This is a genomic window from Ferrimonas sp. (genome assembly GCF_048263965.1).
In the GTDB taxonomy this organism is placed as follows: domain Bacteria; phylum Pseudomonadota; class Gammaproteobacteria; order Enterobacterales; family Shewanellaceae; genus Ferrimonas.
Genome location: NZ_JBLXDO010000008.1, coordinates 155,076 through 167,380, shown reverse-complemented (window position 1 = coordinate 167,380; position 12,305 = coordinate 155,076). Strand labels below are relative to the sequence as shown.

General features: G+C 59.6%; 15 protein-coding genes. 3 read left to right on the top strand and 12 right to left on the bottom strand.

Annotated features, from left to right (window positions below; translation table 11 throughout):
- Positions 1-129 precede the first annotated feature (129 nt).
- From tyrA to ffh, 7 genes are all read right to left on the bottom strand, one after another.
- Complete coding sequence (tyrA, locus tag ACN0RV_RS09785; protein WP_417347428.1) at positions 130-1,269, bottom strand: bifunctional chorismate mutase/prephenate dehydrogenase; 1,140 nt, start codon at positions 1,267-1,269, stop codon at positions 130-132.
- Positions 1,269-2,345: a 3-deoxy-7-phosphoheptulonate synthase gene (locus tag ACN0RV_RS09780; RefSeq protein ID WP_417347427.1), complete on the bottom strand. Its 1,077-nt coding sequence runs from the start codon at positions 2,343-2,345 to the stop codon at positions 1,269-1,271. The genes tyrA and ACN0RV_RS09780 overlap by 1 nt, the downstream gene beginning before the upstream one ends.
- Positions 2,346-2,553: 208 nt before the next feature.
- Complete coding sequence (rplS, locus tag ACN0RV_RS09775) at positions 2,554-2,901, bottom strand: 50S ribosomal protein L19 (protein ID WP_084643864.1); 348 nt, start codon at positions 2,899-2,901, stop codon at positions 2,554-2,556.
- A gap of 32 nt (positions 2,902-2,933) precedes the next feature.
- Positions 2,934-3,683 (bottom strand): tRNA (guanosine(37)-N1)-methyltransferase TrmD, encoded by a 750-nt coding sequence (gene trmD, locus ACN0RV_RS09770; RefSeq protein WP_286342906.1) that lies wholly within the window; start codon positions 3,681-3,683, stop codon positions 2,934-2,936.
- Positions 3,684-3,700: 17 nt separating this feature from the next.
- Positions 3,701-4,231 carry a ribosome maturation factor RimM gene (gene rimM, locus ACN0RV_RS09765; protein ID WP_286341687.1) on the bottom strand — a complete coding sequence of 177 codons (531 nt, stop codon included), beginning with the start codon at positions 4,229-4,231 and terminating at the stop codon, positions 3,701-3,703.
- Positions 4,232-4,253: 22 nt separating this feature from the next.
- Complete coding sequence (gene rpsP / locus ACN0RV_RS09760; RefSeq protein WP_417347426.1) at positions 4,254-4,505, bottom strand: 30S ribosomal protein S16; 252 nt, start codon at positions 4,503-4,505, stop codon at positions 4,254-4,256.
- A 164-nt stretch (positions 4,506-4,669) separates the two neighbouring features.
- The gene (gene ffh / locus ACN0RV_RS09755; RefSeq protein WP_417347425.1) at positions 4,670-6,040 is read right to left on the bottom strand and encodes a signal recognition particle protein; all 1,371 of its coding nucleotides are present in this window, start codon (positions 6,038-6,040) and stop codon (positions 4,670-4,672) included.
- 239 nt (positions 6,041-6,279) lie between these two features.
- Between ffh and ACN0RV_RS09750 the strand changes: the two genes are divergently transcribed.
- From ACN0RV_RS09750 to ACN0RV_RS09740, 3 genes are all read left to right on the top strand, one after another.
- Positions 6,280-7,065: a cytochrome C assembly family protein gene (locus tag ACN0RV_RS09750; protein WP_417347424.1), complete on the top strand. Its 786-nt coding sequence runs from the start codon at positions 6,280-6,282 to the stop codon at positions 7,063-7,065.
- 78 nt (positions 7,066-7,143) lie between these two features.
- Positions 7,144-8,409, top strand: a complete 1,266-nt coding sequence (locus ACN0RV_RS09745; RefSeq protein WP_286341684.1) for an HlyC/CorC family transporter — start codon at positions 7,144-7,146, stop codon at positions 8,407-8,409.
- 91 nt (positions 8,410-8,500) lie between these two features.
- Complete coding sequence (locus tag ACN0RV_RS09740; RefSeq protein ID WP_417347423.1) at positions 8,501-8,857, top strand: hypothetical protein; 357 nt, start codon at positions 8,501-8,503, stop codon at positions 8,855-8,857.
- Between the two features lie 59 nt (positions 8,858-8,916).
- Here ACN0RV_RS09740 and acpS read toward each other — a convergent pair whose 3' ends face one another.
- The 5 genes from acpS to rnc are packed head-to-tail and all read right to left on the bottom strand — an operon-like array spanning position 8,917 to position 12,304.
- The gene (gene acpS / locus ACN0RV_RS09735; protein ID WP_417347422.1) at positions 8,917-9,294 is read right to left on the bottom strand and encodes a holo-ACP synthase; all 378 of its coding nucleotides are present in this window, start codon (positions 9,292-9,294) and stop codon (positions 8,917-8,919) included.
- Complete coding sequence (gene pdxJ / locus ACN0RV_RS09730) at positions 9,294-10,028, bottom strand: pyridoxine 5'-phosphate synthase (protein WP_417347421.1); 735 nt, start codon at positions 10,026-10,028, stop codon at positions 9,294-9,296. The genes acpS and pdxJ overlap by 1 nt, the downstream gene beginning before the upstream one ends.
- A gap of 2 nt (positions 10,029-10,030) precedes the next feature.
- Positions 10,031-10,771, bottom strand: coding sequence for a DNA repair protein RecO (gene recO, locus ACN0RV_RS09725; RefSeq protein ID WP_417347420.1), 741 nt, complete (start codon positions 10,769-10,771; stop codon positions 10,031-10,033).
- The gene (gene era / locus ACN0RV_RS09720; RefSeq protein WP_417347419.1) at positions 10,731-11,636 is read right to left on the bottom strand and encodes a GTPase Era; all 906 of its coding nucleotides are present in this window, start codon (positions 11,634-11,636) and stop codon (positions 10,731-10,733) included. The genes recO and era overlap by 41 nt, the downstream gene beginning before the upstream one ends.
- Complete coding sequence (gene rnc / locus ACN0RV_RS09715) at positions 11,633-12,304, bottom strand: ribonuclease III (protein ID WP_417347418.1); 672 nt, start codon at positions 12,302-12,304, stop codon at positions 11,633-11,635. Before rnc ends, era begins: the two co-directional genes overlap by 4 nt.
- Position 12,305: the final 1 nt, after the last annotated feature.

Genomic DNA, 12,305 nt, shown 5'->3' with positions numbered 1-12,305 from the left:
AGTGCGCTTACGCCTTGCTATTGTTGGTTTGCCCATAATAGGTCTCCAATGTGTAAACCTATTTCAGGACGGGACACCCCCCCCAAAAAAAGAGGTGCCCTATGGCACCTCTTTTTCCTCAGCTGAGTCTCAGCCTTCGCTGCGATTGTCGTTGGCACTGAGCAGCATGTTGCCGCTCTCACTCTGGAACTGCTGGGCGAAGTCACCGAACCACTGGGCGATATCGTCGAACTGGGCCTCAAATGCCTCCTTGTCCCCCTGTTCGAGGAAGGTCAGGGCCTCCTGATAGCGCTCCAGGTAGTGACGGGCCCTGGCCAGGGTGTCGGGCTGGGAGAAGATGATGTCGCCATAGAGTTTGGCATCCTGGGCAAACAGCCGGCCCACCATCGCCAGCTCCAGACGGTAGATGGGGGAGCTGAACTGCAGCAGCTGATCCAGGTCCGCCCGCTCACGGCGCAGGTGAGCGCCATAAACAAAGGCGGTAAAGTGGCGCATCGCCTGCACCAGCTGCATCGCCTGATCGTGCTCGGCCGCAGACGCCTCATGAAGACGGGCTCCCCAGATACGGATCTGCTCCAGCAGCCAGGCATACTTGGCCTCCTCCCGACCGTGACACACCACCACCACCTGCTTGGCCAGGCTGGCGAGATCCGGGCCAAACATGGGGTGCAGCCCCACGACCGGCCCCTTATGGCTGGCCAGCATCGCCGCCAGAGGCGCCTGTTTGATACTGGTGAGATCCAGCAGCACACACTCCTTGGGTAGGCTGGGCAACTGCTCGATCACCTGGGTGGTGTTGTGGATGGGCACAGACACCACCACCACGCCGGCGCCCGCCAGGATGGTGTCGGCCTTGGGCCAGTCCTCCTTGTCGAGGATGCGTACCTCATAGCCGGAGAGGCGGAACAGCTGGCTGAACAGGGTACCCAGCTTACCGGCTCCACCGACGATCACCACAGGCCCCACATCCGGATTGATGCACTTGAAGCCGACGTCGTTTTCACTGGCGTAGGACTCACGCATGATGCGGCGCAGAAGGTCCTCAATCAGCTGAGGTGGCACCCCCATCAGGCTGGCCTCATCACGACGCTTCATCAGCATCGCCGCCTCCCGCTTGGGGGCGTAGATGGGTACCCCCTGCTCATGCTTGATCACCCCTACCTCGGACACCAGGTCCAGGCGGCGGCGCAGCAGGGTCAGCAGATCCTTGTCCACCTCATCGATGCGGTCGCGCAGACGCTCCAGTTCGATACTGCTTCGTTCAGCCATCAGGCACCTCCGAATCGGGTTGGCAGCACAGGGGCCAGATCCTCCGCGCCCTTGCGCAGCAGATCGGCAGTGGTGTCCCAGTCGATACAGGCATCGGTAATGGAGACGCCATAGGTCATCTCCTCCCGGGCCAGATCCGAGGACTGGTTGCCCTCGTTCAGGTGGCTCTCCAGCATGATGCCGATGATGGAGGTATTGCCCTCGATGATCTGATTAAACACGTTCTGAGCCACCAGGGGCTGACGGCGGTGATCTTTGGAGGAGTTACCGTGGCTGCAATCGACGATCAGGCGGGAGTTCAGTCCCGCATTGTGCAGCTGACGGGTACACATCTCCACGTTGACCGAATCGTAGTTGGGCTGCTTGCCGCCCCGGAGGATCACATGGCCGTCCGGATTCCCCTGGGTCTGCAGCAGGGCCACCTGCCCCGCCTGGTTGATCCCCATGAAGCGGTGACCGCTGGCGGCGGACTTCAGGGCGTTCATCGCCACATCCAGCTTGCCGTCGGTGCCGTTCTTAAAGCCCACAGGCATGGACAGGCCGGAGGCCATCTCCCTGTGGGTCTGGGATTCGGTAGTCCGGGCGCCGATGGCGGACCAGGAGAACAGCTCCGCCAGGTACTGGGGGCTGATGGGGTCCAGGGCCTCGGTGGCCACCGGCATCTCCAGCTCCGCCAGCCAGATCAGCAGCTCGCGGGCGGCGCGCAGCCCCTTGGCCACGTCGAAGGAGTTGTCCATGTCCGGATCGTTGATCAGTCCCTTCCACCCCACTGTGGTTCTGGGCTTCTCGAAGTAGACCCGCATCAGGATAAACATCTGATCGCCCAACTCCTCCTGCAGCTTCTTCAGCTTCAGGGCGTACTCTTTGGCCGCCTCCACATCATGGATGGAGCAGGGGCCGGTCACCACCAGCAGTCGGTTATCACGTTTGTGGACGATGTCGGCGACCTGGGCACGGGCGCCGTTGATATATCGATAGGCATGCTCGGAGAGGGGCAACTGGTTTTTCAGCTGCTCCGGGGTAATCAGGACCTGTTCAGATTGAATGTGGATGTTGTTAATACTGTCCTTTTGCATTTCTGCGTCTCCAAGTATGACCCATCGGTAAAGCGATTCGATGGGTAAGTTAACCCAACCGGTGCTTCCGGCCTGAGTTCACCATGCCTTTTATGGATAGGAGATGCAAGTAAATGCTGAACTGGATGCGGATTCGCAGGCAAAGCCTTATAAAACGATAAAAGCCCGCCGAAAGGGCGGGCTTTTACCAGTTTCAACTAAGAAATTCTTAGTTGAGGCGCTCGCGGATACGGGCAGCCTTACCAGTACGACTACGCAGGTAGTACAGTTTGGCACGACGAACGCGACCACGACGCTCTACTTTGATGCTTTCTACCAGCGGAGAGTGAGTCTGGAACGCACGCTCTACGCCTTCACCATTAGAGATTTTACGTACAGTGAACGCAGAGTGCAGGCCACGGTTACGCTTAGCGATAACCACACCTTGGAACGCCTGAAGACGGGTCTTGTTACCTTCGGTTACACGAACCTGTACAGTAACGGTGTCACCAGGGCCGAACGCGGGTACGTCCTGCTTCATTTGCTCTTGTTCAAGCTGCTTAATGATGTTGCTCATAATGTCTCTCTTCCTAGATTAAACTGAAAACTCTAACGTTCATCCTGACCCTGCTGGGCGACGAACTCGGCAAGCAACTTGGCTTGCTCGTCAGTCAGAGCTAGGTTGTCAAGTAACTCGGGCCGTCGTTGCCATGTGCGTCCAAGGGACTGCTGCAACCGCCAGCGCCGAATCGATTCATGATTGCCGCTTAACAGGACTTGCGGAACCTGTTGACCATCCAGAACCTCCGGACGGGTGTAGTGAGGACAATCCAGCAGGCCATCCGAGAAGGAGTCCTGCTCTGCCGAAGCCTGCTTTCCCAACACCCCAGGCACCAGCCTGGATACGGCGTCGATCAAGTTCATGGCCGGCAGCTCACCGCCACTGAGAACATAGTCACCAACGGACCACTCCTCATCAACTTCCGACTGGATGATGCGCTCGTCGATACCTTCGTAACGACCACACACCAGCACCATGCGCTTGTTCTGAGCCAGCTCCTCCACACCCTGCTGGGTCAGTGGACGGCCCTGAGGCGACAGGTAGATCACCTTAGCCTCGTCACCCGCTTCGGCCTTGGCCGCACGGATGGCATCGCGCAAGGGCTGCACCATCATCAACATTCCCGGACCACCACCATAAGGACGGTCATCCACGGTGCGATGTCGATCATGGGTGAAATCTCGGGGATTCCACGTCTGCAATCCAATCAAGCCGTTTTTCACGGCGCGACCGGTTACCCCAAACTCAGTCACAGCACGAAACATCTCGGGAAACAGGGTAACGACCCCCAACCACATTGCGTTCGCTTGTGTCATTAAAAACTTGGGTCCCAGTCAACGGTAATTAGTTTGTCGGATTTGTTCACCTCGAGGATGAACTGCTCCGGGACAAAAGGAACCATACGTTCTCTTTTGCCAAAGGCGTCTTTCGGGTTCGCCTTGATCTCCAGTACGTCATTGGCGCCGGTTTCCAGAACTCCGGAAACGGTGCCCATGTCGTACCCCTGGGTGTTAACCACCTTACAGCCGATGAGATCACGCCAGTAGAACTCGTCTTCCGGCAGCTCAGCCAGCTGGTCGGCAGAGATAGAGATGTCGCAGTTGGTGTAGGCTGCGGCCGCATCACGGTCCTCAACCCCATCCAGGCGCACAATCAGGCCGTTGTTTTGACGACGCCAATCCAGCACCTTCATCTCCTGCTGCACCCCACCCCGGGTGACTAACCAAGGACGGTACTCGAAGATTCCCTCTCGATCTTCGGTAAAGGGGTTGACCTTCATCCAGCCCCGAATCCCATGTGGCGCACCTAGGCGGCCCACCATCATCAGTTCCTGCTGTTTCATCAACTTACCCCTAACCTAACACCCATTAAGCCGCAGCTTTACGGGCGTCCTTCACCAGAGTGGCTACGCGATCGGACAGGGAAGCGCCCTGGGATACCCAGTGCTCGATACGATCCAGGTCCAGGCGTACACGCTCTTCCTTACCGGCAGCGATAGGGTTGAAGAAGCCGATCTTCTCGATGAAGCGGCCATCGCGCTTGCAGCGAGAATCAGCTACAACCACTTGATAAAAGGGACGCTTTTTAGCGCCACCACGGGCTAAACGAATGGTTACCATAAGGTAATTCCTCTAATGGTTTTACAGCAATAGAATTGGGGCCCGTAGGGGCCCCAAGGTAGAAAGCCCGCCGATTTTACCTGAATGCAAGCGCATTGCAACCATTTCGGCGGTTCTGTGGCCACCACAACCGAGTGTAGCAGCCGGAAGTCTGGGCGCTGGAATCAGCGACGGGGCATCTTCATGCCTGGGGGCAGCATGCCACCCATACCGCGCATCATCTTCTTCATGCCTCCGCCCTTCATCTTCTTCATCATCTTCTGCATCTGGGTGAACTGCTTGAGCAGACGGTTCACATCCTGCAGCTGGGTACCGGAACCGGCGGCGATGCGACGCTTACGGGAACCCTTGATGATGTCGGGACGGGCACGCTCACCCGGGGTCATGGAGTTGATGATCGCCTCCATCTGTCGGGTCATCTTGTCATCCTGCACCTGAGCCAGAGCTTCGGGGGGCAACTGTCCGACACCGGGCAGTTTCTCCAGCATCCCCATCATGCCACCCATGTTGTGCATCTGACGCAGCTGATCGCGGAAGTCGAGCAGGTCGAATCCCTCGCCCTTCTTCAGCTTCTTGGCCAGCTTCTCCGCCTGACCCCGGTCGACCTTGCGCTCCACCTCTTCGATGAGGGAGAGCACGTCGCCCATACCGAGGATACGGGAAGCCACCCGGTCCGGGTGGAAAGGCTCCAGGGCGTCGGTCTTCTCACCCACACCCAGGAACTTGATCGGCTTACCTGTGATATGACGGATGGACAGGGCGGCACCGCCACGGGCGTCACCGTCCACCTTGGTGAGGATCACACCGGTCAGCGGCAGGGCCTCATTGAAGGCCTTGGCAGTATTGGCGGCATCCTGACCCGTCATCGCATCCACGGTGAACAGAGTCTCCACCGGGTTAATGGCGGCGTGCAGCGCCTTGATCTCGTCCATCATGTCCGAGTCGACGTGGAGGCGACCGGCGGTATCGACGATCACCACATCGATGAACTTCTTGCGCGCATGGTCCACCGCCGCATTGGCGATGTCCACCGGCTTCTGGCTGATGTCAGAGGGGAAGAACTCCACGCCGATGTCACCGGCCAGGGTTTCCAGCTGCTTGATGGCCGCAGGACGGTAAACGTCGGCACTGACCACCAGGACAGATTTCTTCTCGCGCTCTTTCAGCTGTTTGGCCAGCTTACCCACACTGGTGGTCTTACCGGCACCCTGCAGACCCGCCATCATCACGATGGCCGGTGGCTGGCTGGCCAGGTTCAGAGCTTCGTTGGACTGGCCCATGGCCGCCTCAAGTTCGCTCTGAACGATCTTGATGAAGGCCTGGCCCGGGGTCAGGCTCTTGGAAACTTCGGTGCCCACGGCACGCTCACGCACCTTGGATACGAAGTCGCGAACCACCGGCAGAGCCACATCGGCTTCCAGCAGCGCCATGCGCACTTCGCGCAGGGTCTCTTTAATATTGTCTTCAGTAAGACGGCCACGGCCGCTGATGTTCTTCAGCGTCTGGCCCAAGCGTTCGGATAAATTCTGGAACATCGCCTGCAGCATCGGTTAATGATCAATCGCTCGGCATTATAACGGTGCGTCAGAGACAAACACAAACCGCCACCACCCCCGCGGGGAACCAACCCAGGGGATCACCTGTCACAAACAGACAAAATTCACCAACCAAATTGGGAATCTAGCCGCTGCCCAAAGCCCGGAGTGCATGATAAGCTTGGGAAATTGGGAGCATTCCCCGATCGATATCTATTTTTGTGAGGTAAAGAGGCACTATGGAGTTTTTTGCCATCAGCGCAATCATTGGCTACGGCCTGGCCTTCTACCTGGTCGCCAGCAAACTGCTGCACCCGCAGGGCCCCAACCGCAAACTGGCCGCCATGGCCGGTGCCGTAGGGGTGCTCTGTCATGGGGCTGCCCTGATTCCGCAGATTCTGGAGAATGGTGCCCAGCACTACAGCCTGGTAAACACCGCCTCTATGGTGATGCTGATGATCACCACCGCCATTACCCTGATGCTGACCCGCATCAAGGTGATAGTCGTGGTGCCAGCGGTCTATATCTGCGGCATCTTCGGTGCTGCCGGCATGGTGCTGCTGCCCCAGAACGAGGGCTACCTGTTTAACGACCCCGCCCTGTTTACCCATGTAGGCACGTCACTGCTGGCCTACTCCGTGTTCCTGATTGCGGCCCTGTACGCCATCCAACTGGCCAGCATCAATCGCCGCCTCAAGGATCGTAAACTGATGCTTGAGTCGCCTCTGCCACCTCTGATGACCGTAGAGAAGCAGCTGTATCACTTCGTGATGATCGGCTTTGTGCTGCTGAGCCTGTCGCTGCTCACCGGCTTTATCTTCTTGGAAGGCTTCTTCGGCAGCGGTCAGGCCCATAAGGCGATCTTCGCCATTGCCGCCTGGCTGGTGTATGGCATCATGCTGCTGCGCCACCGCACCCAGGGGATCCGCATCCGCAGCGCCATCATCTACTCCATGTCCGGTGTCACCCTGCTGACCCTGGCCTACTTCGGCAACCGGCTGGTGCGAGAACTGTTCATCGGCTGAGCCACGAGGCTGCCTCTTGACAGGAGGCAGCCATTTCCCGACTCTACAGTTTCAGCCGCCTAATAGGATTGCCCTGACTTGGACGAGATATCCACCGACAGCCTGCTTATCGCCCTGGCTGTCCTAATCTGCCTCTCCGCTTTCTTCTCCGGTACGGAAACCGCGATGATGTCGCTCAACCGCTACCGCCTCAGACACCTCAGTCAGCAGGGTCATAAGGGTGCCAGCCGTGCAGAGCGCTTGCTGGAGCGCCCCGACCGACTCATCGGCCTTATCCTTATCGGCAACAACATCGTCAACCTGGCGGCGGCCTCACTGGCCACCATAGTCTGTCAGCGTTGGTTTGGTGCCTGGGGACCGGCAGTGGCCACAGGGGCCCTCACCTTTATCGTGCTGATCTTTGCCGAGGTCACCCCTAAGACCCTGGCCGCCCTCTATCCGGAGAAACTGGCCTACCCCAACAGCGTGGTGCTGCGCCCGCTGATGACCCTGTTCTACCCCCTGGTGTGGCTGGTCAACAGCATCAGTAATGCCCTGCTCTCCATCGTCGGCGTGCGCCCCCTCCATGGGGATGGGGACGATCTCTCCGCCGACGAACTTCGCTCCGTACTCAACGAAGCCAGTGCCATGATCCCCCGGCGCCACCGGGAGATGCTGGTCTCCATCCTCGATCTGGAGAAGGTGACGGTAGAGGATGTGATGGTGCCCAGAAACGAACTCTATGCCATCGACATCAACGACGACTTCAAAAAAATGATGAAGCAGTTGACCCACAGCCCCCACTCCAAGGTGCTGCTCTATCGGGACAACATCGATGACGTAGTGGGTTTCCTGCACCTGTCGGATCTGCTCAGGCTGATGACCCGGGACCAGGAGGTGAGCGATAAGGCCACCCTGCTGCGGGAGGTACGGGAGATCTATTATGTGCCTGAAGGCACCCCGCTGAACGTACAACTGCTGAAGTTTCAACGTGCCAAGGAGCGCCTTGGGCTGGTGGTGGACGAGTACGGCGATATCCAGGGACTGGTCTCCCTGGAGGACATCCTCGAGGAGATTGTCGGCGACTTCACCACAGGCTTGCAGCCGGCGGTCAGCGATGAGATCAACCGCAATGAGGATGGCAGCTATGAGGTGGATGCCAGCATCAACATCCGCGACATGAACCGTGAGATGAACTGGAAGTTCCCCACCGATGGCCCCAAGACCCTCAATGGCCTGGTTCTGGAGACCCTGGAGGAGATCCCCAAGGTGCATACCCGGCTGACCATAGGCGACTATCAGATCGAAGTACTGGACGCCAATGAGAGCATGGTCACCACGGTAAAAGTGGAACAAGCCAAATAAGCCAAGGCCTGACAAAGGCAAAATCTCTTCTATACTGAAAGACCGGATCGGCTCGCCAATCCGGTCTTTCATTTTTCAGGGAGGAGAGGTGATGCAAAGAATCTTGGCCGCAGCAACCCTGCTGCTGACCATATGGACTCACGCAGCCAACGCCGATGTGCACTGGGTTAAAGCGCCTACCCTGGTCACCCAAGACCCCAGCTTCAGCCAGATCCCCCTGACCCTGCAGACCCAGTGGGGAGACAGCCCCTGGTACACCCAGACCTCTCTCAGCCTCACCCGTCAGGAGTCCCCCTGGCTGACCCGGGAGATCGACCAGGGCCTGGGCGCGCGGGTGGGAACCGGCTTCCAGATGGGGCGATTCACCCTCTCTGTCGACCTGCAGTTTCAGCAACAACAGCAACAGAACCTGACGGTGCTGGGATTCAATACCGAAGTGAAGTTCTGATTCTCCCTGCATCAAAAAGGCCACCCTGAGGTGGCCTTTTTTGTTTCTGAGACAGGGCGTCAGCTGAGAATCACCGTAGCCACCGCGTAGCGGCGCTCATCCGCCAGGCTGATGTGGGCCTGCTTCGCCCCCAGGGCCTGCATCCGGGCCAGGGCCCCCTCTGTCAGAATCAGCTGCGGCGCCCCCTCGGCGTTGTGACCCAGTTCGATGTGCTGGAAGGAGACCCCACGGCCGATGCCGGTACCCAGCGCCTTACCCGCCGCCTCCTTGACCGCGAAGCGCTTGGCCAGCAGCCTCGCCGGCGCCTTGGAGCGGGCCAGCTCCTCCAGCTCATTGGGCGTAAGAATGCGCTTGGCAAACTTCTCTCCCAGCCGCTGAAACTGGGCCTCTACCCGCTCAATCTCAACGATGTCCGTACCCAGCCCCTTGATGCTCATCAGATCCCCTGACGCCCTTCCAGCATCAGACGCTTCATGTCCCGAATCGCCAGGTCCAGGCCGTCGATGGCGGCGCGGGCGATGATGGCATGACCGATGTTGAGCTCATAGAACTCCGGGATGGCGGCAATGGGCTTGACGTTGTGGTAGTTGAGGCCATGGCCGGCGTTGACGACCAGCCCCTGGGAAGCGGCGTAGGCCGCCCCTTCACGGATGCGGGCCAGCTCAGCCTCGGCTTGTGCCTCGGTCTCGGCATCGGCGTAGGCGCCGGTATGGATCTCGATGTAGGGGGCACCCACCTTCACCGCTGCGTCGATCTGGGTCTTGTCCGCATCGATAAACAGCGACACCTTGATCCCCGCTTCATTGAGTCGAGACACCGCGTCCAGCATCTTGTCCAACTGACCGGCCACGTCCAGGCCCCCTTCGGTGGTCAGCTCTTCACGCTTCTCAGGCACCAGGCAGACATAGGTGGGCTTCACCTCAAGGGCGATGGCCAGCATCTCCTCGGTCACCGCCATCTCCAGGTTCATCCGGGTCTTCAGGGTCTGGGCCAGCAGGTAAACATCCCGGTCGATGATGTGACGACGGTCTTCACGCAGGTGAATGGTGATGCCATCGGCACCGGCGTGCTCCGCCACCGCCGCCGCATGCACCGGATCCGGGTAGCTGGTGCCCCTGGCCTGACGCAGGGTGGCGATGTGGTCGATGTTGACCCCTAGAAGAATACTCATGCCTAGTCCTTGTTGTTGATTCGTTTCATAAACAGCTCCCTGCTGCGCAGGGGCTTGTTGCCCAGGTGCGGCCTGAGCAGGGTCCGGGCCAGATGCTTGGCCTGGGCCAGGTGTTCCGGCGCCAGTTGCTGCTGAGCCAGGGCCAGCAGCATTGCCCCCAGGTATCCCCGGTCATGGCCGACGGGGACAAACCCCTGCTCCGCCACCAGGGCGTAGCAGCAATCGGCCGCCAGCGGCTCGCCGGTCACATCCCGGCTCAGGGCTGGCGCCTCCCCAAGATGGGTCAGCAGTGCCCACTCGAAGTAGCGCAACACCGACTCATGCTGCTCCTCGGCGGCCAGGGTCAGCAGACACTGATGATAGGCCTGGAACAGTTCGGTGCACTGGGCCAGCTCAGACAGCAATCGTACCGCCAATTCGTTGAAGTACAAACCACAGTAGAGCTTATCACCGGAGAGGGGAACGGGAAGAGAGAGGGTTTCGGCCCCCTTGAGAGTCTTGAGGGTGCCCTGGCCGGCCAGGGAGACCTTAAGGGGCTGGAAGGGCTGCAGGGCGGCCTTCATCAGGCCCCCCTGCTTGCCGGAGGTTCGCGCCACCGCGGCCACCTTGCCCTCCTGCTCGGTGAGCAGGGTGATCAGTTGGCTGCGCTCGCGATAGGGTCGGGCGTGCAGCAGATAGGCAGACTGCCAACCCGGCTCCACCTTAGTCGTCTCCATACCCCAGGCTGCGCAGCGCACGCTCATCGTCTGCCCAGCCGGATTTCACCTTCACCCAGGTCTCTAGATAGACCTTGGTGTCGAACATCTTCTCCATCTCAATGCGCGCCTCACGGCCGATGGTGCGAATCTTCTCGCCCTTATTGCCGATCACCATCCGCTTCTGGCCGGTGCGTTCCACCAGGATCAGCGCATTGATGTGGTAGGTGCCCTTCTCGTCCACCTTGAACTGCTCGATCTCCACGGTGGCCGCATAGGGAAGTTCATCCCCCATAAAGCGCATCAGCTTCTCACGCAGGATCTCAGACGCCATGAAGCGCTGACTGCGGTCGGTGACGTAGTCTTCCGGGAAGTAGTGAATGGACTCGGACACGCTGGCCAGGGAGAGGTCCATGATGGGAGTGATGTCGCCCCCCTTGCCAGCGGCAACCGGGAACACCGCGTCGAAATTGAAGCGCTCCTGCAACTGCTGCAGGTGGGGCAACAGCTCCTCCTTGTCCTTCACCTGATCGATCTTATTGACCACCAGGGCGGTCTTGCGATGCTCACCGCCACGGCGCAGTTTCTTCAGCACCATCTCGTCATCTGGGGTCCACTTGGTGCCCTCCACCACGAACAGCACCAGCTCCACGTCCGCCAGGGAGCTGGCGGCGGCACGGTTCATCAGGCGGTTGATCGCCCGCTTCTCCTCGATATGCAATCCGGGAGTGTCCACAAAGATCACCTGGCGGGGACCTTCGGTATGAATGCCCATGATGCGGTGACGGGTGGTCTGGGGCTTACGGGAGGTGATGCTCACCTTCTGCCCCAGCAGGCGATTCAGCAGGGTGGATTTGCCCACATTGGGGCGGCCGACGATGGCGACAAAGCCGCAATAGGTGGTGTCTGTCATGATTCCAGTGCCTCCAGGACCCGGGCGGCGGCATCCTGCTCCGCCTTACGACGGGAGCTGCCTTTGCCCACCACGGGCTCGTCCAGCTCACACACGGAGCAATGGACAGTAAACTGTTGATTGTGAGCGTCACCGGCCACGGTGATCACCTCATAGACCGGCAGAGGCTTGCGACGGGACTGAAGCAGCTCCTGCAGGCGGGTCTTGGGATCCTTCTGGCCAGCACCGGGCTGGATGGCGTCCAGCCTCGGCTTCCACAACGCCAGCAATACCGGCTTGCAGGCCTCGATGCCGCCGTCGAGGAAGATCGCCCCGAGAATGGCTTCCACCGCATCGGCCAGAATCGACTCGCGGCGATGGCCACCGGATTTCATCTCACCCGGCCCCAGCTTGATGTACTCACCCAGATTCAGCTCCCGGGCGATCTCCGCCAGGGTGGCGCCCTTGACCAGGGTCGCCCGCATCCGGGTCATCTCTCCCTCGGGCGCCTTGGGAAACCTGTGGTACAGGTCTTCGGCCACCACCATGGAAAGCACCGCGTCTCCCAGATATTCGAGACGCTCATTATGGCGACTGCCCGCACTTCTGTGGGTCAGGGCCTGCTGTAATAATTGAGGCTGCTGAAACTCATAGCCCAGCAGCCTCACCAATCGTTGTAAATCAGCCACT